The organism is Nocardia sp. NPDC047038 (assembly GCF_040644075.1).
In the GTDB taxonomy this organism is placed as follows: domain Bacteria; phylum Actinomycetota; class Actinomycetes; order Mycobacteriales; family Mycobacteriaceae; genus Nocardia; species Nocardia sichangensis.
The window spans coordinates 46,474-67,533 of sequence record NZ_JBEYVQ010000004.1 but is presented as its reverse complement, the minus strand read 5'-3'; the positions used below and the strand labels follow the sequence as shown (position 1 = coordinate 67,533).

The 21,060-nt window shown below is 65.4% G+C and carries 25 protein-coding genes and 1 pseudogene; 15 read left to right on the top strand and 11 right to left on the bottom strand.

Features of this window, described 5'->3' with window-relative positions; genetic code table 11:
• The first annotated feature begins 63 nt into the window (after positions 1-63).
• Positions 64-1,422, top strand: a complete 1,359-nt coding sequence (locus ABZ824_RS16785; RefSeq protein WP_356963966.1) for an NAD(P)/FAD-dependent oxidoreductase — start codon at positions 64-66, stop codon at positions 1,420-1,422.
• 316 nt (positions 1,423-1,738) lie between these two features.
• Here the strand turns inward: ABZ824_RS16785 and ABZ824_RS16780 are convergent, their stop codons facing one another.
• Complete coding sequence (locus ABZ824_RS16780) at positions 1,739-2,011, bottom strand: hypothetical protein (RefSeq protein WP_356963965.1); 273 nt, start codon at positions 2,009-2,011, stop codon at positions 1,739-1,741.
• Here ABZ824_RS16780 and ABZ824_RS16775 point away from each other — a divergent pair.
• On the top strand, positions 1,995-2,552 hold the full coding sequence (locus tag ABZ824_RS16775) for a hypothetical protein (protein ID WP_356963964.1): 558 nt from the start codon (positions 1,995-1,997) through the stop codon (positions 2,550-2,552). The genes ABZ824_RS16780 and ABZ824_RS16775 overlap by 17 nt on opposite strands.
• Positions 2,553-2,570: 18 nt before the next feature.
• On the opposite strand, the gene ABZ824_RS16770 is transcribed toward ABZ824_RS16775, so the two are convergent.
• Both ABZ824_RS16770 and ABZ824_RS16765 read right to left on the bottom strand, forming a co-directional pair.
• Entirely contained in the window at positions 2,571-2,711 is a 141-nt protein-coding gene (locus ABZ824_RS16770; protein ID WP_356963963.1) for a hypothetical protein, read from the bottom strand.
• A gap of 458 nt (positions 2,712-3,169) precedes the next feature.
• On the bottom strand, positions 3,170-4,075 hold the full coding sequence (locus ABZ824_RS16765) for a class I SAM-dependent methyltransferase (protein ID WP_356963962.1): 906 nt from the start codon (positions 4,073-4,075) through the stop codon (positions 3,170-3,172).
• A 359-nt stretch (positions 4,076-4,434) separates the two neighbouring features.
• On the opposite strand from ABZ824_RS16765, the gene ABZ824_RS16760 reads away from it, so the two are divergent.
• The 7 genes from ABZ824_RS16760 to ABZ824_RS16730 all read left to right on the top strand — a co-directional run bounded on the left by ABZ824_RS16760 (position 4,435) and on the right by ABZ824_RS16730 (position 10,377).
• Positions 4,435-4,776, top strand: coding sequence for a hypothetical protein (locus ABZ824_RS16760; protein WP_356963961.1), 342 nt, complete (start codon positions 4,435-4,437; stop codon positions 4,774-4,776).
• Between the two features lie 315 nt (positions 4,777-5,091).
• Positions 5,092-5,589, top strand: a complete 498-nt coding sequence (locus ABZ824_RS16755; RefSeq protein WP_356963960.1) for a DUF4265 domain-containing protein — start codon at positions 5,092-5,094, stop codon at positions 5,587-5,589.
• Positions 5,590-6,585: 996 nt separating this feature from the next.
• Positions 6,586-7,182, top strand: coding sequence for a His-Xaa-Ser repeat protein HxsA2 (gene hxsA2, locus ABZ824_RS16750; protein ID WP_356963959.1), 597 nt, complete (start codon positions 6,586-6,588; stop codon positions 7,180-7,182).
• 120 nt (positions 7,183-7,302) lie between these two features.
• The gene (locus ABZ824_RS16745) at positions 7,303-7,560 is read left to right on the top strand and encodes a hypothetical protein (protein WP_356963958.1); all 258 of its coding nucleotides are present in this window, start codon (positions 7,303-7,305) and stop codon (positions 7,558-7,560) included.
• 3 nt (positions 7,561-7,563) lie between these two features.
• On the top strand, positions 7,564-9,018 hold the full coding sequence (gene hxsB, locus ABZ824_RS16740) for a His-Xaa-Ser system radical SAM maturase HxsB (protein WP_356963957.1): 1,455 nt from the start codon (positions 7,564-7,566) through the stop codon (positions 9,016-9,018).
• Complete coding sequence (gene hxsC / locus ABZ824_RS16735) at positions 9,015-10,175, top strand: His-Xaa-Ser system radical SAM maturase HxsC (protein ID WP_356963956.1); 1,161 nt, start codon at positions 9,015-9,017, stop codon at positions 10,173-10,175. The genes hxsB and hxsC overlap by 4 nt, the downstream gene beginning before the upstream one ends.
• Positions 10,176-10,185: 10 nt before the next feature.
• Complete coding sequence (locus ABZ824_RS16730; RefSeq protein WP_356963955.1) at positions 10,186-10,377, top strand: hypothetical protein; 192 nt, start codon at positions 10,186-10,188, stop codon at positions 10,375-10,377.
• 303 nt (positions 10,378-10,680) lie between these two features.
• On the opposite strand, the gene ABZ824_RS16725 is transcribed toward ABZ824_RS16730, so the two are convergent.
• Positions 10,681-11,175 carry a hypothetical protein gene (locus tag ABZ824_RS16725; RefSeq protein ID WP_356963954.1) on the bottom strand — a complete coding sequence of 165 codons (495 nt, stop codon included), beginning with the start codon at positions 11,173-11,175 and terminating at the stop codon, positions 10,681-10,683.
• Between the two features lie 782 nt (positions 11,176-11,957).
• On the opposite strand from ABZ824_RS16725, the gene ABZ824_RS16720 reads away from it, so the two are divergent.
• On the top strand, positions 11,958-12,212 hold the full coding sequence (locus ABZ824_RS16720) for a hypothetical protein (RefSeq protein ID WP_356963953.1): 255 nt from the start codon (positions 11,958-11,960) through the stop codon (positions 12,210-12,212).
• A gap of 273 nt (positions 12,213-12,485) precedes the next feature.
• Here the strand turns inward: ABZ824_RS16720 and ABZ824_RS16715 are convergent, their stop codons facing one another.
• Both ABZ824_RS16715 and ABZ824_RS16710 read right to left on the bottom strand, forming a co-directional pair.
• The gene (locus ABZ824_RS16715; protein WP_356963952.1) at positions 12,486-12,791 is read right to left on the bottom strand and encodes a hypothetical protein; all 306 of its coding nucleotides are present in this window, start codon (positions 12,789-12,791) and stop codon (positions 12,486-12,488) included.
• A 192-nt stretch (positions 12,792-12,983) separates the two neighbouring features.
• The gene (locus ABZ824_RS16710) at positions 12,984-13,886 is read right to left on the bottom strand and encodes a hypothetical protein (RefSeq protein ID WP_356963951.1); all 903 of its coding nucleotides are present in this window, start codon (positions 13,884-13,886) and stop codon (positions 12,984-12,986) included.
• 168 nt (positions 13,887-14,054) lie between these two features.
• Here ABZ824_RS16710 and ABZ824_RS16705 point away from each other — a divergent pair, with 168 nt between their 5' ends.
• Positions 14,055-14,225, top strand: a complete 171-nt coding sequence (locus ABZ824_RS16705) for a hypothetical protein (RefSeq protein WP_356963950.1) — start codon at positions 14,055-14,057, stop codon at positions 14,223-14,225.
• Positions 14,226-14,247: 22 nt separating this feature from the next.
• Here ABZ824_RS16705 and ABZ824_RS16700 read toward each other — a convergent pair whose 3' ends face one another.
• The 4 genes from ABZ824_RS16700 to ABZ824_RS16685 form a co-directional block, all read right to left on the bottom strand.
• Positions 14,248-14,670: a tyrosine-type recombinase/integrase gene (locus tag ABZ824_RS16700; RefSeq protein ID WP_356963949.1), complete on the bottom strand. Its 423-nt coding sequence runs from the start codon at positions 14,668-14,670 to the stop codon at positions 14,248-14,250.
• A gap of 224 nt (positions 14,671-14,894) precedes the next feature.
• Positions 14,895-15,260 (bottom strand): transposase, encoded by a 366-nt coding sequence (locus ABZ824_RS16695; RefSeq protein ID WP_356964545.1) that lies wholly within the window; start codon positions 15,258-15,260, stop codon positions 14,895-14,897.
• Between the two features lie 158 nt (positions 15,261-15,418).
• Complete coding sequence (locus tag ABZ824_RS16690) at positions 15,419-15,814, bottom strand: IS5 family transposase (RefSeq protein WP_356963948.1); 396 nt, start codon at positions 15,812-15,814, stop codon at positions 15,419-15,421.
• A gap of 276 nt (positions 15,815-16,090) precedes the next feature.
• Complete coding sequence (locus ABZ824_RS16685) at positions 16,091-16,426, bottom strand: DUF732 domain-containing protein (protein WP_356963947.1); 336 nt, start codon at positions 16,424-16,426, stop codon at positions 16,091-16,093.
• A gap of 112 nt (positions 16,427-16,538) precedes the next feature.
• Here ABZ824_RS16685 and ABZ824_RS16680 point away from each other — a divergent pair.
• A pseudogene (locus ABZ824_RS16680) lies at positions 16,539-16,802 on the top strand (DUF6065 family protein); the annotation flags it as partial.
• Positions 16,803-17,313: 511 nt separating this feature from the next.
• Here ABZ824_RS16680 and ABZ824_RS16675 read toward each other — a convergent pair.
• The gene (locus tag ABZ824_RS16675; RefSeq protein WP_356963946.1) at positions 17,314-18,261 is read right to left on the bottom strand and encodes a LysR substrate-binding domain-containing protein; all 948 of its coding nucleotides are present in this window, start codon (positions 18,259-18,261) and stop codon (positions 17,314-17,316) included.
• Positions 18,262-18,343: 82 nt separating this feature from the next.
• On the opposite strand from ABZ824_RS16675, the gene ABZ824_RS16670 reads away from it, so the two are divergent.
• From ABZ824_RS16670 to ABZ824_RS16660, 3 genes are read left to right on the top strand one after another with little or no spacing between them, the layout of a single operon-like run.
• Complete coding sequence (locus ABZ824_RS16670; protein ID WP_356963945.1) at positions 18,344-19,534, top strand: thiolase family protein; 1,191 nt, start codon at positions 18,344-18,346, stop codon at positions 19,532-19,534.
• On the top strand, positions 19,534-20,190 hold the full coding sequence (locus ABZ824_RS16665) for a 3-oxoacid CoA-transferase subunit A (protein WP_356963944.1): 657 nt from the start codon (positions 19,534-19,536) through the stop codon (positions 20,188-20,190). Before ABZ824_RS16670 ends, ABZ824_RS16665 begins: the two co-directional genes overlap by 1 nt.
• Positions 20,187-20,846, top strand: a complete 660-nt coding sequence (locus tag ABZ824_RS16660; RefSeq protein ID WP_356963943.1) for a 3-oxoacid CoA-transferase subunit B — start codon at positions 20,187-20,189, stop codon at positions 20,844-20,846. The genes ABZ824_RS16665 and ABZ824_RS16660 overlap by 4 nt, the downstream gene beginning before the upstream one ends.
• The last annotated feature ends 214 nt before the right edge of the window (positions 20,847-21,060 follow it).

Here is a 21,060-nt window from a genome sequence, read left to right as displayed (position 1 = left end):
CGAGTAGCCGTGGGCGATTCGTCGGCGCGTCCCTTCGATCGATTCGGAATCAGGAACCGAGAAATGACAACACACGAAGTGCAAGAAGAGACCACCGAGGTGGTCGTTGTCGGCGCTGGAATGTCGGGGCTGATGGCGGCCACAACGCTAGGCGCGCAGACCGACGTAGTCGTGCTGGAATCCACCGGTCGCACGGGTGGACGAGTCGAGACCATCCGGCTGGGCGATTACTGGATCAACGTCGGCACCCAGTTCACCGAGGGCACCGGCACGCTGATCGATGCCCTCGACCGGCACGGCATCGAGATGGGCTCGCTCGCAGGCAAGAGCATCGCGCTGTACTTGAACGGGGGAGTGGTCGACACATCGAATCCCGTCGCCCTCATGTTTCGCACCCGGATGACCATGATGGACCGTCTCGGGATGGCAGTCGTCGGTGCACGCATCCTCTCGGTCATGCCGTTCCTGGAGTCGCCGAGCCGTATCGCGCAACGGGTTCGCGCCAAGCTCGACACCAGGCTGGCGTCGTACCTACTGAAGGGTGTCCGGTCGGAGTTGGCCGCCGCCGTCGTCCGGTCGTGGTCAGCGCAGTGGATGGGATGCGAGGTGGAGGAGACGGCCGCCACCCAGTTCGTCACGTCGGTGGGCCTCGCGCTGGCCGACCCGGAGAAGATCCCGAACTTCTCGCTGCCGGTGGGTGGCAACCAGACGTTGACCGACGTGCTGACGGAAGATCTCGGAGGCCGGATCCGGCTGAACTCTGTGGTGCACTCGGTGCGGCAGGACGGCGACGGCGTTGTCGTCGACTATCACGATGGTGACCGGCCTGTGCGGTTGCGGGCGGAGCGTGCGATCGTGACCACACCCGCCGATATCGCCGAGCGGATCATCCCGGACCTTCCACAGCAGCACCGGAACGCTTTCAACGACATCACCTACGGCCGGTACGTGATCGTCGGATTCTTCACCGAAGAAGTCGGGCCGCAGCGTTGGGATCACTATTTCGGCGTCTCGACGCCGCAACTGTCATTCCAGGCGATGTTCAATCACGCCGCGGCGATGCGGAAGGGCGACGATCGTAAGCCGGGTGGAGCACTAGCCTGTTTCGCCGGCGGCGCCAAGGCCGACTCTTTGTTCGACCTCAGCGACGAGGAGATCGTGTCGCGATTCGCAAAGGACCTGCTCGCAGTGTTCCCCGAGCTGGAAGGGCAACTGGGCGAGGGCATCGTGCGGCGGCACCGCCGGGTCGTGCCCTTCTGGGCGCCCGGGCGGAGGAACTCGCTTCCGACGTTGCGTGATCCGCTCGGAAGCATCTACCTCGCCGGCGACTACCAGCTCGATCTGCCTTCGCTCGCCGACGCAGCCACGTCGGGCGAACGAGCGGCGAACGCCGTACTGACGAGCCTGGGCCGACTGCGATAGACCAGGACCACGCGCATCCCACCAGCGAACTGCACCTGGCAGCCACCGCCCGCTGCATCATCGATGACAGCGTCGGCGCCGCGTTGCGAGCGGCCGGCTGGGCAGGGCTGAGTGGCAGCGGATGGAGCCCGAGGCCGGTATCTGCGTTTGCTGCGCAGAGCGCGGTTGCGCCCGCCCCAATCTGAGGACGCTCCTAGATGGCCCTCGGCCGGGCGATATCAGCGCAGTGCTCGCTGCGGGAGATCCGGCCGATAGATCGACTTGCGGAAACGGTGAGTAGAGGCTTGCTACACCCCTTCGCTTCGCAATCGGCTTCTCAAAACAGCCGCGGCGCGGCGGCCGCGGCACCCACATCCGGCAGGCTTCCTGTGGCGGCATGTCCGTCCAGCGCCCAGAGCCATCCCTCGTGGACTGCAGCCCTGTCCAGGTTGGACGCGTCATCGTCGAGCATCAGCCGGCTGCGGCTGCCGGCCCATCCGTCGGTCCATCGAGGTATGTCGGCATGGCATGCGACAGTGAGATCGACGTGGTCGATGGCGACGTAGTGCCGAAGACTGATACGGGGAGATGGTGTGGGATACGGGATCATGGCGTACGCGGTGGATGTCGAGGTGCTGTCGGCGCCCTCCGCGCATACCGGCGACCCGCAGGGCTTTTTCGACTGGATGGTGGATGTCCATCGGGCCACGACTTGCTCTGAGGCCGTCCGGACGGCATTGCGGGAGCTGTTCTTTTCCGAGGAGCACAGCGGCAGCGACGGCGCGCCCTATGGGATGGCGTTGCAGATTCTGTGCGCGCGGTTCGGCGGCGCGTTGAGCAACCGGGCCTGGTATCCGATCAGTACCTCGTGGTTCGACAAGGTCGGCGACGTCCTCGACGGACTGGGTATCGACCTCGATCCCCATCATCTGGCCTTCTCCGGATCCCCGATCTCCCTGCCGGAGATCGAGGACTTCCCGGCTATCGGGCACTTCACCCGCGCCGAGCTGGAGCCGGTCGCCCACGCGTTCGCGGCCGCCGACCTGTCGGGGATCGGAGATGAGGAGCTCTTCGAATCAGTGACCGAGCTACGCGACTGGGTCCACTGGTGCGTCGACAACGACCTCGACCTGGTGAGCTTCCACTACTGATCGGGCCCGCACCGTGGTTCACATCCGCCAGGAGTCCAGGGCGCTGGTGTCGGAATCGCTGAGCTTCAGGCCTGCGGTGAGTTGATCGAAGCTGTCCAGCAGGTCGTCGAGCTCGTCGAGGATCGGCTGGGTGCGCCAGCGAGCTGCAACGCCACGCATGTAATAGTCGGCGGTCCGGCCACTCGTTCTCCGGCAGTGTCAGGTGGGTGTTGTAGGTGCGCAGGGCGCCCTCGGACAGGCGGGCGCGGACCTGGGGGACGTACTCGGCGAAGGTCGGCGCGTCGGGTGGGCAGGGGAGCAGGTCGCCCGGTGCGATGCTCATCTGCCGTAGCAGCAGCCGGTTCGCGGCGATGTCTCCGTCGTGGCGGTCGCGGTGGCGCTCATCGGCCGGTCTCGCTCGCTTCCCAGGCGCGCCGGCCGAGTCCCTCTCTCTGCGTCTGGTCGGGGCCGGTAGCGGGCCGGTTCTCCGATGACGACGGCGTCGAATCCTCGGTCGGACTGCTCGAGCAATTCGAGCAGCTCAGACTTTGGGGCCGGCGTTTTCCACGGAATTGAGCGCGAAGGAACCGACTCCTTGCCGGTTCCAGGGGACGTCCAAACCGGGTGGCGCGGGCAGGTCAATGTGGTGGGGGTTGTATTGCGCCGGGTTTGGTGCAGGTGAACTGCATGACGTTGAGGTGGCCGTGGCGGAAGTGGTCGGCGCACTCGGTCAGATAGCTGATGTAGGTGTTGTAGGTGTGTTGCCCGGCCAGTTCGATCGCCCGGTCGCGGTGCTCATGCAAAGAGGTGGCCCAACTGTCCAGGGTGGTGGTGTAGTGGGATCCCAGTTCCTGAATGCGGGTGAGGGTGAATCCGGCGTCCTGCGCGTACTCGTTGATCCCTCTGGGGCTGTGGCCGGTCGATCGTGGGAGCTGGCTACTCGGGAAGACGGTGCCGCGCAGGAACGCGAATTCGGCTTCGGTCGTCAGGGCCGGTGCCTGGTGCGCGTCCGCGTGATTCAAGTCTTGGGCGACGACGGTTTGTACCAGCAGCACTCCGTCGTCGGGCATCATCCGGTAGGCGAAGTCGAAGAAGGCGGGGTATCGCTGGCGGGGGATGTGTTCGAGCGCGCCGATGCAGACGATGCGGTCTACAGGGCGGTCGAATTGTTGCCAGCTTTGCCGTCGCACACCGCCGTAGGGGCAACCGCGGACGAGCCGATCGACGAGGCGGTCGCGTACGTACCGGTGCTGGTTGCGGTGGGGCGTGAGCCCGATCGCATTGACGCCGTAGCTGTCCATGGCGCGCAGCATGGTCGAACCCCAGCCGCAGCCGACGTCGAGCAGGGTCATCCCCGGTCGCAGATCGCATTTGGCCAGCGCAAGGTCGATTTTGGCGGACTGGGCTTGTTCCAGGGTGTCGTCCGGGTGAGTCCAGTACGCGCAACTGTATGTGCGAGTCGGGTCGAGGAACTGCGCGAAGAACTCATCGGGTAGCTGGTCGCGGGACGGGATCTGACGGTCGAAGAGGGCGTAACCGGTCATGGTGCGGATCTTCCTTGCATGCAGGGCCGAATCGTGTCGGTGCCCTCCCGCCACACAGGCTGAGGTCGGAGCGCCCTTCGGGGCGCGAATGTCTGCGAGTCGTCGAGCGGGCGGCGGTGGGTGCCCTAGATCGGGTGGCATCCGGATCCGAGACTACAGATCTCACAGCTGCACCAAACAGTGCGTGAGCAACATTTAACCAGGCAGTAACTGTAATGCTCGTCAAAGAGACGCCGGTGCGCGGCGAGCACGAAGCGCGGTCTTGTCCGGGTTATTGGCCCGAGCTCGTTGCAGGCTGCCCGCGGCGGATCAGGCTCAGGTTCACGCCGTGGCGGTCGGGGCGGCGGCGCTACCCCGTTGTGGACATCGGGGTAGCCGCCGACATCGAACTGATCGGGTTCAGCAACAGCAACCGTGACCCGTTTCTCCAGACCTGGACGCTGCGGCAAACAGTTGCGGAATGGATACGCTGCGTGCGGCGCGACCCGAAGTCCGCGGCGGCGCTCGAAGCGCTCACTCGAGTTGTCGCGACGCCCAAGTTCGGCGCCGCACGCTTCGCTCACCTGGCGTTGCGAGCGCCGGACCGGACTCTCACCGCTACCGCCGACCATCTCCACGCAGCCGGTCTGGGCGAGGAGATCGACATCACCGAGACGGCGGCTATTGCGCGACTGTGCATCTCGCTCGCCCGCGTGCTCTAGTGCGGCTCGGTAGCGCCCGGTCGGCAACAGAGAAACCCACTGCGTCCGGCGACTCACGCGGAGCCCGCCTACCGGCCGCAGCGGCATCGGCGCCACCCAGGATGATCTAGGTGGCTGCGCTGGTAAATTCCGAGGCCGGTCATCGGCGAACTACGACGTCGGTTGGCGCCGCGGAAATCTGTTCGTATCGGCGAAAGGTGACAACGCAGACCAGCCTGTCTCGGCGGTGAGCGTGTCCGCCGTGCGCACTGGCATGGCGAGGAGCGTCGCTCGAGATCTTGTGGCGCGATGAGGGTCTGATGACAGAATCCACCCATGTCAGATGATCGGAGTGCCGGGGGCCACGCTCACGTTCGCGTGCTCGCCGGAACGAAGACCTCAGGGGAACCTGTCTATGAGGTGCTGCCCGCGAAGCTCTCGGACCACAGCAACTGCGAGATTCTCGGCAGCCCTGGCATAGCCTACGGTTTCGCCGCTGGCGACCACCTTCGCATGGCCGACGACGGTAGCTTCGAGGTGCTGCGACGCGGGGGGAACCTGTGCGTCAGGATCTACCCGGCCGACGCGCGTCCGGCCGACGCCGAGGTCAGCGCGCTCACCACCAGGGTGGACCGGCTCCGCGGGCTGGTGGAGATGCCGTCCGACCGGCGATTCGTAGTGATCACCGTGCCAGTCGCAGTCGGCTTTCCCGCGGTAGAACAGGCAGTCGGCGAGTGGGCGGCCGAGCACGGCTGCGAATGGGAGTACGGCAACGTCTATGACGAGCACGATGCCCCCCGTGGCTGGTGGATGAACGGCGGAGCCGCTCGTTGATGACTCTGCATGACGACGGACGACGCTTGCCGGACAGAATCGCGACGTCAGATTTCGCCGATGCATCATCCTGCCGGTTCAGACCGCTGCCGAGGTTCGCCGATGAACGACGTCACAGTTCACCGATGTAGCCAATCTGGGGCACTGACAAATTCGATTCGAAGTTCGAGGGGCTGGAGCTCGAAGATGATGGGCACGCGATCGTGTAGGGGTGCTCGCGGCGCGCCGGTCCAAAGCCGGATGTCGCTACGCCCGGCGAAGCAACCGCCCTTGAGCCGTCGTGTGAAGCGGTGGCCTGACCTCCGGGCTGCCGACGGTGGTGTCGAGAACGCGATCGCTCTCGACACCACCGGTCAGGGGGCTGCGGCGAGCCGCTGCCTGCGTTCAGGCCATCACTGCGATCACACCCATCAGGGCGCAGCCGACCTGGCTGTCCTGGGGCACCGGCCCGCACGTCGCCGCCGCCGCTGCACGCGGCGACGCCTCCGCATGGGAATGTTTGGGCTGCCGAGCCGCTGGACTCCTGCAGCCGACCGACCGGCCCGCACACTAGGTCTGTTTCCCAATTGACCGAACAGGGTTTTCGGTATGCCTCGGTGGTGCATCATGTCCGCTGTGTCGAGGCTGGCGGTTGATCGGCATCAGGTGTTGATGGACAAGCAGTGGGAGTTGCTGGAGATGCTGTTGCCGAAATCCGAAGGGCGAGCGAGTGGGTCGCAACTTCTCCAACAACCCGCCGTCAACCGCGGCCCGTCCTCGAGCAGCGTGGACAGCTCTGCTCGACGTTCAGGCGTGAGCGCGAGGCTAGTCGTCAGCGCCACCGGAACGTTGTGCGGGCGCGTGAGGTCTCGATGTGTAACGGTCCGGCGCCGGGCGAGATACTAGTTGCGGTAACAAGTTCGAAGCTCGTCGGGTGGTGATGGAGGGCAGTGACGATGGAACGCACGGGCATTTCGTTCGCCGTGGTCGACTCGGGTTCGATTCTGGGAGGTACGAATGCGTGAGACGCCGAAGATCGTGAGTCTGACGGCGGCCCTCGCCGCCCTCGCGATCCCCACGGCCGCACAGGCAGTCGCGGAGGCGTCCGTCTCGACGGGAACGGACGAACCTCGCGTCACGGCGGCATCGGAGGAGGCCCTGCCGGAGCCTCGGGTTGCCTTGCCGGACGACGTCGAGTTGATGAGCTTCACGACGCATCGCGCCGGCGATGGCAGGTTGTTCGCGCGGCATGGTTCTCATTCGTCTCATTCATCCCATTCGTCTCATGCATCTCATGCGTCTTCCAGTCCGGGGTTCGGCAGACCGGATGTGCCGAAGCCGGGTTACATTCCACCGCCTGCTGTGACCCCACCGGCCGCTCCGCCGCCCGCAGCCGCTCCGCCTCCTACCACCACCCCACCGACCAGCTCGCAGCCTGCTGCCGATCCGTTCTCTCTGGCGTGCACGCGGGCAAAGGAGGGCCTTGGCCTGAATGAGATCGCGCGCGAGCTGCAAGAGGTCTTCGGCCTCGCTGCGACCGAGGCTGAGGATCTTGCCCAGCGAGCATTGGACCTGTGTACGGAGGCTGACACGACTGCGGCGCCCTCTCGGTGACCGAGCAGTGCAGTTGCCTTCGCAACTATGTCAGGTGCTCTCGGCGAGTGCGGGTTTCGCGTTCTGTGATGGGATCGAGTGATGTCAGCGTCTGATTTGGTTGTCGACTTCAGCAGGTCGGTGCAGTCGCTCGATGCGCTGCGGGAGGCCGCTTACCGTTTGATCGGGCAGGCGGCATGCCAGATCGACGAAGCGGACGGGCGATACGTCTGTCGGCTCTCACCAACGCAGTCACAGCTTCGAGGCGATGAGTTGCGCACTCATTTCCTGAATCTCGTGACGGACGAGAACCTGCGCGAGAAGGTCGGTCGCGAGACCGGCCGGTTTCGCGATGTCATCGTCGCGTTGGCATTCGGATCGCTGGCCGAGGGGGAGTGACCGTTGGTCGGCTTCGCCTCAGCGGACTCGTTCCGTCCCGACACATCCCGGCTGCGACTCCTGCCGATTCGGTTCGAACGGCTCGGTGCAGACCGCTTCCTCGTCGGCAACATGGTTGGCGACATGGCGGAAATGACGGCAACCGAGCTGGAGCGGTTGTGCGCGCTCGATCTCACCCCTGGTGACGGGCTCTATGAAAGGGCTTTCGAGAAACTTTTCGTCGGATCGGCCGATCAGCGCGCACCGCAGCAGCTTCTCGCCCTTCGTCTGCGTAGCCGCCTGAGCTTCCTGCGCGCCGCCACGCCATTGCACCTGTTCGTCGTCACGCTGCGATGCGAGCACTCCTGCCCGTACTGCCAGGTGTCGCGTCAGAGCAAGGACCGCGTCCGCTACGACATGGACAGCGCCACGGCGTCCAGAGCACTGGATATCGCGTTGTCCGCGCCGGCGCCGATGATCAAGATCGAGTTTCAAGGCGGCGAGCCGCTGCTGAACTTCGAGCTCATCCGGTGGATCGTCGTGACCGCTGAGGAGCGGGCGATGTCCCTGGGCAAGCAGTTGCAGTTCGTGATCACGACGAACCTGGCGCTCCTGGATGACGAAGTGCTCGAATTCTGCGCTGAACACGATGTTCTGCTCAGTACCTCACTGGACGGGCCGCGCGATCTGCACAACAAGAATCGGCCCCGTCGTGGCCAGAACAGCTACGAGCTCGCGGTGGCCGGAATCGGGCGCATTCGAGAGCGGCTCGGCCCGGACCGGGTTGGTGCGTTGATGACCACCACCGAAGCGAGTCTGGATCGTGTGGAGGAGATCGTCGACGAATACCTCGCGCAGGGTCTCGACGGCATCTTCCTGAGGCCGTTGTCTCCGTACGGTCATGCGATCAAGACCAAACAGTTCCACAAGTACGATGCCCGAGAATGGCTCGAATTCTGGAAGCGCGGTCTTCGCTACATCCTGGAGATCAACAAGTCCGGCCGCCGGTTTCCCGAGTTCTATTCGGCCCTGATCCTTCGCCGGATGCTGAGTGATGAGCCCATCGGGTATGTCGATCTGAGAAGTCCGGCGGGCATCGGTCTCGGTGCGCTGGTCTACAACTATGATGGCACCGTATTCGCCTCGGACGAGGCACGGATGCTCGCCGAAATGGGGGACCGCAGCTTCGAACTCGGCAACGTACATGAGCACAGTTACCGAGATATGGTGTTGTCCGACACGCTGGTGACGGCGGTGGCGGATTCGCTGACCCAGACGGCTCCACAGTGCTCGACGTGCGTATTCGAGCCCAACTGCGGCGCGGACCCTGTGTATCACCACGCGACGCAGGGGGACCTGCTGGGTATCAAACCGCTATCCGAGTTCTGCGAGCGACAGAAGGGCGTGATCACGCACTTGTTCGAACTGTTGGAACACTCACCCGAAGACGCCGCCGTTCTCCGGGAGTGGGCGTCGTGAAACCTCTTCTGCTTGTGGGACGAACACCGGCGGCGGACACCGTCGGACTCGGTGACGAGAACCGGATCGTGCGGCTCCGCCCCCCGAACAGTGCCCCGTCGGATGATCGCGATGCCGCGCTGATCGTCGACGATTGCGACTGGACGGCGGCGCAGGCGAATGGATTCCGGATCGCGGTCGGGCGCGACGCGTGCCCGGACGGCGCATCGTCGAGCTACATCCGACTTCCGGCGGGGTTCGCCGAGGTCGGCGATGGCGATGTGATGAGCATCTACCCGCGGTCGGGTCGAGTGAGGCTGCTCTACCGTCGGTCGTCGCGACACAACTTCTTCCTCGTCACCGAACGCTGCAACAACTATTGCCTGATGTGTTCGCAGCCGCCGAAGAAGGTCGATGATGGCTGGCTGATCGACGAGATCGCAGAGGCACTGCCACTGCTCGACCCGGCGACTCCCGCACTGACATTCACCGGCGGGGAACCGCTCACCGAATGGCGCCGATTCATCGGGCTGCTGGAGCTGTCGCGGGATCTGCTCCCGGGCACCGCGATCCACGTGTTGACCAACGGGCGCGCCTTCTCCGTTCCCGAGGTCGCGCGCGCCTGGGCCGAGATAGGGCATCCGCAGCTCTCAGCAGGTATACCGATCTACGCGGCGGTGGATCACATTCACGACTATGTGGTTCAGGCCGCGGGCGCGTTCGACGAAACTGTTCTCGGCGTGCTCCGACTCAAGAACCTCGGGCAACGGGTCGAGATTCGTATTGTTCTGCACGCCATCACCGCACCGCGCCTCCGTGAGACCTGCTCGTGGATCGCGCGTAACCTTCCATTCGTCGATCATGTGGCTCTGATGGGCATGGAAAACACCGGCTTCGCGGTCGCCAACGACGCCACACTGTGGATCGATCCCGTCGATTACCAGGAGCAGTTGAAGGCCGGTGTCGACGCCCTGTCCGTCGCCGGGGTGAACGTTTCGATCTACAACCTGCCCCTGTGCGTCCTCGATGTCGGCATCCGGCCGTTCGCGGTGCAGTCGATCTCGGATTGGAAGAACGCGTACGTCGCGGAGTGTGACGACTGCTCGGTGCGCCACGAATGTGCCGGCTTCTTCTCGACAGGGCGGCCAAAGTTCAGTCGCGGGATAGCCGCTATCTAGCCTAATTCTGGTGGCAGTTCGCGAGCAGCTCCACGTCTTCGAGGAAGGGCTTCTGCTCACCAGCCTGCCGCACATGCCCGTACCCCACCCAGGGCCAGGTCTGGCGCTGCAGACCGGCACGACCACCAAACAGCTCAACGACTTCCCGGACTGGATCAACGACTTCTGCGCCCGCCACGATCGCACCGACGGCATTCCCTGAGGTTCCCCCGCTTCCTTGGAGGGGGAGATGGCTGAACATCGGTAAACCCGTGGTGGACTGGGGCCCGATCGGGCGCCTGTCCGATGCGCGGAACGCGATCGCGCACGGCCTGGGTGAACTGCCCCGCCAGCAGAAACAGTCCGGGACCTCGATCCCCCGACAAGCTGCTCAACGCCGGAATCGTGGTGGAGGGCGGCCGCGTCGTACTGACCGACGAGAACCTTCTCGATGCGACACAGACCTGCCTGGCTCTGTCCGCGAACCGTGACGTCATTGTTCGCAATCCTGGTGGCGTGTCGCCACCTACACCACTTCGAAGATGTTCACGGATAACGATGGCAGGGGCCAGGTCCGACTCAGTCGAGCATCCACCACAACCCTCGAACGCACGGTAGTGGCTCGATTACGGTGCGGTGGTTCGTACCCATCGACGCTGATCGCGACCGAGTCTGACGGATCGGCTCTACGGCTGCGGCATACCCCCGGACTGTTGATCACCAGAGGCGCTGAACCCTTCCGCAGATAGCCGAAGTCCTTGTAGTACTCGATGTGCTGATGTCCGCCGTCTGTCATGGACCCCACGCTGCGGAGGTCCTCCGCGAGGAGCGCTCGGCTCTCCCGGTCCCCCACCAGCAGCAGGACCCGGCGCTGCTGGACGACCTGGACGAGCAGCCGAGGACCAGCGTCCGAGCGGACTTCGACAGCCGCGAGATCCTCGGTCTCGAACCTCCCCTCGCCCCGGGCCACCACGGCGGCCAGACCTTCGAACTCGTCCGCAGAACCGCTGACCTCGACCATGCCGTCGCTGAACTCCTCGACCCTCATACCTCTCACTACGACCGCAGCGGGGCCAGTTCCTCCGCGTAGGCGTGCAGTTCGGACAAAAGTACGGGATCGGGCAGGCCAGCCCACGTGTCGCATTGTCCAGGCATGTCCGCACGCGCTCTGAAGGCTCCCTCGGCACGCGTCCACCCGCCGCGGTAGGCAGTGTCGGTTCCGGCTGAATACTGGATCAGCCACAATTTTCGTAATACTGGCGGTCGGTTTTGCTCAGTCGCTCAACAGGATTCGCTCCCGGAGTAGATCCGGATTTGCTCGGCCGAACATCTGGCGTTTGATCATCTTGATCCGTTGACGTGTCCCTCGACCGGCCCGCTACTCCAGGGCCGCGTCAAACCCGCAGTGACAGCGTCGAAGTCGCGGCGCAGGCCGCAGCCATCAGCCCCTACCGAGACCAACTCCTGCCCACCTCCGGCGCACCCGACGTCGTCTGAGTCCGCGAATCCCTCCGTGCCCGCTTGCGCGCCGCCGTCCTCAAATTAGACCCGGCCATCCCTCGGCTGGTGGATAGCCTCCGTAGACGGCCGCGACGTGCGCCGGCTATCCAGCTTCGCTGGAACGAGATTCGTCGCTGTACGCACAAGTGCGAGCCCAACTCGCCGTACTGGACCCGGAATCTGACCGGTCGATGAGGAAGGGGACGCGGTCGATGATCGTCGAGTCGCCCCTGGAATCGGCGGGTGTTGCCATGCTGCGTGCGCTGATAGAACGGTGTGAGATCCCGCAACGGAAGGAACCCAATGGGGCGAACAATTCCCGCGACTGCCGCGCCGGTACGCCGCACCCTGGTTGTAGCGCTGATTGCCGCGGCGATCGGGGCGCCGAGCGCGGTGACGGCGACTGCCGAGGCGCCGCCGACTCGGGATGACGGCTTTTGCATCGATGAGAAGACGCGCGTGCGCAACGGGTTGCGCGTCAGTGACCCGAGTTGCATTCATGACCACGGCCGCTTCCACAATCACGACCGCTTCCACATTCCGCCGACTCATTCTTGAACCCGGCTACTCGCCCGAAGGTTGAGGCTTCATGACCCCAGACGCGCACGCGGTGCAAGGTCAGGCGCCCGTGCGTCGCGGCCACCTCGGCAGTCACTTCGAAGCCGAGCCGCCGGTAGAACCGTAGGTTGCGCTCATCCGAGGTTTCCAGAAACGCAGGGACACCGGCCTGCTCGGCGGCTTGCATGCCGGGCAATACGATGGCTTCACCAAAACCCTTGCCTTGCGCCGATAGCCGAAGCCCCGTCCGTGTCGGCGCACGCACCTGCCGGGTCAGGCGAACCGTCCGTCGCTGGTAACGTTCCACCACACCAGGCACACAGTGCCATACCTGCGACCCCGCCGGACGGCGAAATTGTCAACACCCAGCACTTTTACCGTGCCGACCCGCGGATCCGGTACTCCCCGGACCAGCCGCAGCAGCGTGTCCCGGCTGGCCGACAACCCGAGCCTCCGAGCCAAGCGCGCACCGGCTCGACCGGCCAGGGCCAGTCCGATCGCGGTCAGCATCGACGTCAGCTGCTTGGTCCGACGTGACCGCTTGGCGGTGAGTCCGTCCACCTGTTCGGCGAAAGTCATTGCCGCACACTGTGTTTTTATGCAGAAGGAACGTCGCACGACCAGCGAAAGCGCCATCGTACGGTGTGGCTGACCGCCTTACCTGTCACCTGGCCACGCTATCTGTCACCACGCGTTTGCTGGCGGATGGCTGCTGACCCGGGGGCCGTCCCGCTCGGCGGCTATGTGCGGACGCCCTTCATGGCGGGCCGGTCAGCAGGCCCAGTCGAAAACGTCGGAATCCAGGTCGATCTGGGCGTTGCCGGTGCCGAAGTTCAAGCCACCGAACTCCGTCAGTTCCAGATAGAACGGCGTCAGCCCTGCGGGTATGGCCTGGTAGCAGAACGTTGTGCCGCCCAAGTGGCATCGCCCCCAGAGAGCCTCGGCCCAGGCATACCAGTGCGTGCTGGCAGGGTCGTACCGATCCTGGTATCCGGTATCCCCCGATGCCGACGGGACAAGACCGGCGTTCGGATCATCGCGGGTGCCGAGCCAGACCGGGGTGACCCGATCCTTGTCATCGCGGGCGTTCGTCCCCTGATTGCCGTTGCCATTCTCACCGTCGCGACGACCATCCGGCGGGGAGGTCGGTCCGGCGCCGAACTCCTCTTCGGTCAACCAAATCAACGCGAACGCCCCGCCGATCACGTCTTCCATCAAGCGCAGCTGCGGATGCCGCCGCGCTGCCGCCAAACCCCGCACGAAAGGGTCACTGGATTCGGGATCCGCGACCACGGGATTGCCGTGATCCACGTTCGGTCCATCACCCTGGAAGAAAGCGATCGCGGGAAGCTGCGGCCCTCGACGGCGATACTCCTCCGGTAGCCGAAGAGTTAGCACATGTACCATCGGCAAACCGGTGAACGGTCCCCGCGGCCAAGTCGCCGGATCGATTCCCGGCCCGCTGAATCCAGCCCACCCCGCCCGTATCGCATCGGCAAGCTCGAGCGGGTCACCTACATCGGGGTTGGTACGCAACGCGTCCGGGCTGTGCCCGAATCCCAGATCAAACGCCCGCATTCCCATCCCCACCGCCGCACGGCTACCACGCGACATCCGAATGTCCTTGCCCTCAGGCAACTTAGCACGGTCGGACCACCACACGGACATCGGCACGAGAGGAAGTTCGCCAGGCACGCGCTGCCCGGTAAACCGTCGGGAAATGAGCGGAAAGGTGACAACAACGTTGAAAGATCAGTGACAGATAGCGTGGGCACCCCGCCGACAATGACCAACCCGTACGCCTCGACCGGTGACAGATATGTTGGTCGGTCACACGCGGTCATGGTCCAGGTCGGTGACAAGGTGCTATTGGTCGCAAGCGGCGTGTCGGTGCTCCGGGTCCTGGAGCTGGAAGACGACACCCACGCCCTCGTCGAGTCCGTCCTGGACGCGCCTGGCCGCTACCCGTTCGGCGTCCGTATCGACTCCCTCGTACCCACATCGGACGCGTAGCGCGCCGTTGGTGCCGCGCGTTCTACATCGCGATGTCGCCGAACAAGTCGAGCTGCTCGTGACCGGTCAGCGGCAGGCGGTTACGCGGGCGCGGCTCCGCGCCGCCGAGCAGGGCGCGGACCCGATCACGGTCGGGGGCCTGCTGCCCGAGGCGGGCGGCGACGACCGCGGGCGAAAGGCCTTCGTGCAGCATGCGTTGTTCGGCGGTGGCGCGCAGCGTGCCGGGGGAGATGTCGAGGCCTGCGTCGGCGCCGACGGCGCGGATGGCGTCGTCGACGGTGCGCACCGCCAGCCGCCGGTGCGGGGCGTGTTCGGTGAGGAACAGCGCGACCTGTTCGGGCTGGCCGCGGAGCAGGCGGCGGCGTTCGGCCAGCCAGGCGACCAGCGCGGCGCGGGTGCCCGGCTGCAGCGGCCCTTGACCTACTAGCGAGTTCGGAACCTTCACGCTCCCATTTCGAAATTGGCCGGTTCGACATCAGCTATGCCAGGAAGGACCCCGACGGAACCGTCTACTTCATCGAGGGTGGTGGGCTCGGGCTCACGGTGAGCAGTGGGTGGGCATACTCACCTCATGGCACACCGGTTGGGTTCGACGACTTCACCGCAACTCACCTCGGTGGCCCGTGGTATGAGTTCACTGCTGTGTGGCGTAGCTGACGTCCCCGCCTGTTACTGGGTTGTCCGATCGTCAGAGCAGGACGCATCCGACAAGCGTCTCGTCCAGGCGATGACGGCATTCAAAACCGCAGCAGCCCGGTAAACGACGGCAAGCTTGTCGTACCGAGTTGCCAGGCCGCGCCACTGTTTCAAATGACAGAACCGGCGCTCGACCACATTCCTGCCGCGATAGTCGACCGAATCGAACGCCGGTGGTCGGCCGCCGCGGGAGCCTCGTCGGCGGCGATTCCCTGCCTGATCGTCTGGCTCGGCGATTACCGCACCGATCCCGCGGCGTCGCAGCAGTGCCCGGTGGGCCGGGAGGAGTATGCCTTGTCGCCGCGGACACGATCTGGTCGAGTACGGGGACGCCACCATCTGCGCGCGGGACCCGCAGGTGCGCGAGCAGATGCGGAAAGGCAGGCGAATCACCCGACTGCCCCGGACTTACGAGCACCACCAGCGGTAGTCCGTGCCCATCGACGATCTGGTGCACCTTGGTCGACGGGCCGCCACGAGAGCGGCCGATCGCGTGGTCAGGCGGCTCGACATGCGGATTCGTGTAAGTCGACCCAGCCCCCTGTGTGGCGGGTGATGTTCGTGGCGTGCTGATGAGCGCGGGCGATGGTCGAGTCCACCGATACCGCCCAGTCGATCATCCCGGCCGCGTCCGCGACGGTGAGGAGCCGCTCGAGAATCCGATCCCAGGTGCCGTCACCGGCGAGGCGGTGGTGCCAGGTCCAGATCGTCTGCCACGGGCCGAACACCTCCGGCACGTCCCGCCACGCGATCCCACAGCGGTACCGGTAGACGATGCCTTCAACCATCAGCCGCGCATCGGAGAACGGGCGTCCGCGCCGTCCAGTACGAGCGGGCAGCAACTCCGCAATCGACTCCCATTGCTCATCCGACAACGCCTGAAACCGAGTCACCCAGACATCCTCGTGCACAGGCGCTTACGGATTATCAGACATGCCCTAGCGCGAAACCGACTGCAGGGAAGAGCCCGATCAGTCCCGCGCGGCGGCCGAGCGCCGCCCTGTTGACCCTGCTTATCCGCGCCCGCCACGCGGCCGTCTTTGTACATGTCTGCGCGTCAATCGCACTCGCCCACCCGAACATTGCCCGATTGTGATCGAAGACGCGCTATCCCGCCCGATCTTGAGAACTATCCGTAGCGGCCCAAAGGTTCGGGCTGTGCAGCCCCGCTAGCCGGCGAACCCGGGGCACAGGTTGGTGGTGGCGGCGCTGACGAAGAGCGCGCCCTGGTGGAAGTGGTAGGTGGTCTCGACCGCGGAGATCTCGTCGAGTACCGAGGTGCCGTCGCGCAGGTGATCGCAGGTCGCGTACCCGGCGGCGACCATCTCGTCGGCCTTCTTACCGGGCAGGGTGGCGTTGTTGATGCTGATCTCCTCGAGGAAGGAACCCTCGGCACTCGGGTCGGCGGTGGCGATGGTACTGCCCAGCACGGTTGCGCCGAGCGCGGCGGCGGTGACGGCGGTCGCGACGGCGAAGGTGCGGAGGCGGTTGCGGGTGATCCCCATGATGTGGTTCCTGTTCGAGAGGTGTTGTGGCTGTGGGATTTAATGATTCCGCCCCGGCGCGTCCGGAAGTAGCCACCCCAGGGATGAGTCGGGCACCCCCTGTGGCGCGCTGGCCGAGGAGCTGGTACCGACCAGCCATTTCGGGTACGGAATTCTGACCTGGCACATCCCTATCGTGTTCCGTACCCCGCCGGGCTACGACCTGCTGGTGCGCTGGCCGACCAATTGGCCCAAGGACGGACTCTACGCGCTGGAGGGACTGATCGAAACCGATTGGGCGAGCGCGAGCTTCACCATGAACTGGAAGTTCACGCGGCCGATGACGCCGGTGCGCTTCGCTCTCGGCGAACCGAATTGCATGATCGTCCCGCAGCGGTTGCTCGGCGATGACGCACTGGAACGCGTGTGCGAGAACGAGCGACCTGGCCCCGTAGTCGATTACCGATCGACGAAATACGGCAGGACGGTCGCCCGCATCGGAGGATACGAAGACTTACACGCACCCCCGGACCAAACAAGCGGAGTCAGGTCACCAGCATCCGACACTCCCGAGGGAGCGCAGCGAGCGCCGTCGCGGGATTGTGGGCGAGATCGATGTTGACCTCCGCAGCGACGAAACCTTGATCGAACAAGGTGCGCATCAGCGTCCTCCTATGGCTTGGTCGTTCATGTCAGGGCCCTCCGGGCGGTAGGAGGTCCGGCCGTCCTGGTGTGCCGAATCGGCTGGCGATGATGTCGTCCATTGGCAATGTCGCCGACCGAAGCCGTTCGTCGACGCCGATGTCGCTCCAGCGCTGGAGCATGCCATTGGGCAGGGTGATCCAGCGCCATCTATCCACGAAGACCACTCACGAAGGTTCGGGAGTCTTCGTACGTTTCATTCCGTTTCAAGCGGAATCTCTGGTTGCGGCTCGGACGAGTGCGGCGACGGCTGCTACGCCGGGCGAGGTTTCCGATTCTCGGTGGGCCAGCATGAGCTCGACCGTTTCCGGCTGCCGGAGTGGTCGGTAGGTGACGCCGTCGAGGCCGAGGCTGCGGACGGGTTCGGGGGCGAGGGCGACGCCGAGGCCGGCGGCTACGGAGACGGCAAGGGTGGCGGTTTCACTGACTTCCAGGACTGGGGGCCGGAATCCCGCGCGGGCGCATGCGTCGAGCACCAGGTGGTGCATGGTGGACCGGGTACCGGAGGGGTGGGTGATGAAGGTTTCGCCGTCGAGGTCGGCGAGATCGACCGGATCGGTGTGGGCGAGTGGGTGGTTGACGGGGAGGACAGCGAGAAGGTGTTCGGTGCGCAGTGTTTCGAGCACGATGTTCGGCGCGTCGGGGCTGGGTGCGAGGAGGTGGTGGAGTCCTCGGGCTGGTCCCGGTTCGGAGCTCGGTTGGGGCCGGACCAGTGTTAGGTCGTATTCGCCGGTGGCCAGACCGTCGAGCAGTTGCGGGGACAGCAGTTCCCCGCGCACTCGCAGGTCGATGTCGGGGAGTTCGGTGCGGACCGTCCGGGTCAGGCGGGGCAGGACGTCGTAGGTGGCGGTGCCGACGAAGCCGACCGAGACGCGGCCCGCGCTGCCGCGGGCGAATGCCGCCATGTCGTCGCCGGCGCGTGCGCATGCCGCCTCGATCCGCCGGGCGTGTTCGGTGAAGCGTTCGCCTGCCGGGGTGATCTCGACGCGGCGGGTCGAGCGGTCGAACAGCTGAACCCCGAGTTGGGTTTCGAGTTGTTTGATCTGCTGGGACAACGCGGGTTGGGCGATGTGGACGCGAGCTGCGGCCCGTCCGAAATGACGCTCGTCGGCAAGGGCGAGGAAATAGCGCAGGGTCCGCAGGTCGAAGTCCACGCAGTAATTCTATCGCTGATACTTATCAATGCGCGTGAAATGAGTATTGGACTGCATCAATCGGGGTGTTTAGCGTCGAGGCGTGACCGATTCCTTTGTCTATGCCGCGGCGCGCACGCCGTTCGGGCGGCTCGGGAGTGCGCTGGCCGACCAGCGCCCCGATGACCTGGCCGCCGCGGCCCTGACCGGTGTGCTCGCCAAAGCACCACATCTGAACCCCGATGCGGTGGGGGATGTGATCTGGGGGTGTGCGAATCAGGCCGGTGAGGACAATCGCAACGTCGGCCGGATGGCGGTGCTGCTGGCCGGGTGGCCGACCGGGGTACCGGCGACCACGGTGAACCGGTTGTGTGGCTCCTCGTTGGATGCGGTGATGAGCGCCTCGCGGATCATCGAGACCGGTGACGCGGAGGTGGTCGTGGCCGGGGGAGTGGAGTCGATGACGCGGGCGCCGTGGGTGCTGCCGAAGCCTGTGAGGGCCTTTCCCGCCGGACACGTCACAGCGGTCTCGACCACGCTGGGCTGGCGGATGGTCAACGACAGAATGCCCGCGGAGTGGACGGTCTCGCTGGGTGAGTGCAACGAACAACTCGCGCAGTTTTTCGGGATCTCCCGTGACCGCCAGGACGAGTTCGCCGCCCGCTCCCACCGGTTGGCGGACGCGGCATGGGAGGCGGGTTTCTACGACGACCTCGTGATCGCGGTCGGTGGTCTGACCCGCGACGAAGGAATCCGGCCCGGCTCCACCGCCGAGAAGCTGGCCGGACTGAAACCGGCGTTCCGGGAAGATGGGTCGATCACCGCCGGGAACGCTTCCCCGCTCAACGACGGCGCGTCCGCGGTCCTGCTCGCCAGCGAGACAGCCGATGTGGGTGTCGATCCGCTGGCGCGGATCGCGGGCCGGGGGACGTATGCGCTGGATCCGCAGGATTTCGGCTTTGCTCCGGTGGAGGCGGCGAACCGGGCGCTGGCTCGCGCGGGGATCGGCTGGGCTGATGTGTCGGCGGTGGAACTCAACGAGGCTTTCGCGGTGCAGTCGCTGGCTTGTGTCGATGCCTGGCTCGACCAGGGACTGGCCGATCCCGAGATCGTCAACGCCAAGGGCGGCGCCATCGCGATCGGGCATCCGCTGGGTGCCTCGGGCGCGCGGATCGTGGGCACCTTGGCGCACCGTCTGGTCGAGTCCGGGCAGCGGTGGGGTGTCGCCGCGATCTGCATCGGTGTCGGTCAGGGACTGGCGGTCGTGCTCGAGAACATGCGGGAGGTGTGGTGATGGTGGACATCTGCGCGACGACCACGGAGGCGGTCGCCGGAATCACCGACGGCAGCACCGTTCTCGTCGGTGGTTTCGGCATGGCGGGCATGCCCGTGCAGCTCATCGAAGCTCTGATCGACCAGGGCGCCACCGATCTGACGGTGGTGTCGAACAACGCGGGCAACGGCGACACCGGGCTTGCCGCGCTGCTGGTGGCCAAGCGGGTGCGCAAGGTGATCTGCTCGTTCCCGCGCCAGTCCGACTCGTGGGTCTTCGACAGCCTCTACCGGGCCGGACAGATCGAACTCGAGGTCGTACCGCAGGGCAACCTCGCCGAACGTATCCGGGCGGCGGGTGCCGGGATCGGCGCGTTCTTCTGCCCCACCGGTGTCGGCACCCAACTCACCGAGGGGAAAGAGATCCGCGAGATCGGCGGCCGCACCTATGTTCTGGAGTATCCCCTGAGCGGGGACGTCGCCCTGATCGGCGCCTACCGATCGGATCGGATGGGCAATCTGGTCTACCGCAAGACCGCTCGCAACTTCGGCCCGGTCATGGCGACCGCCGCCACCACGACCATCGTCCAAGTCGCAGAGGTCGTCGACACCGGTGTCCTGGACCCTGAGGCGGTCGTCACCCCCAGCATCTACGTCGACAAGGTGGTCGCGGTATGAACACCGGCCCGCTCAGCAAGGACCAGATCGCGGCACTGATCGCCGAGGACATCCCGCCCGGTTCGTATGTCAACCTCGGCATCGGCCAGCCCACCACCGTCGCCGATCACCTCCCCGCCAGCTCCGGCGTGGTGCTACACACCGAGAACGGCATGCTCAACATGGGCCCCGCGGCGGTGGGTGACGACATCGATCCCGACCTCACCAACGCGGGCAAGATCCCCGTCACCGAACTCCCCGGAAGCGCCTACTTCCACCACGCCGACTCCTTCGCCATGATGCGCGGCGGCCACCTCGACGTGTGCGTGCTCGGCGCCTTCCAGGTCTCCGCGACCGGTGACCTGGCCAACTGGCACACCGGCGCACCCGACGCCATCCCCGCCGTGGGCGGCGCGATGGACCTGGCCATCGGAGCCAAACAGATCTTCGTCATGATGACACTGTTCACCAAAGACGGCACCCCCAAGCTGGTCCCGGCCTGCACCTACCCCCTCACCGGAGCCGGCTGCGTGTCAAGGGTTTACACCGACCTCGCCGTCTTCGACATCGAACCCGACGCAGTCGTCGTGCGCGACACCTTCGGCATCACCCTCCCGGAACTGGCCAACCGCCTGGACGTGCCCCTGCGAGGCCGACTAGCAATGGGTGACCGGTAGATCCCGACCGGTCCAGCGGACAGTGCAGCTGGGGACTGGCACAATCCGCAGCATGGGTGGGTTGACGTCGGCACTCGTGAACGGATTGACCGCAACCGGACCGGTGCAGACCCGTTCAGCATCGTGGACCTGGCAACTGTGCACCAACTGTCTGCGAGGGATATTGGCCCGTCACGTTGAGACCTTTCCGACAATTTCCTCACGGCCCACTGAT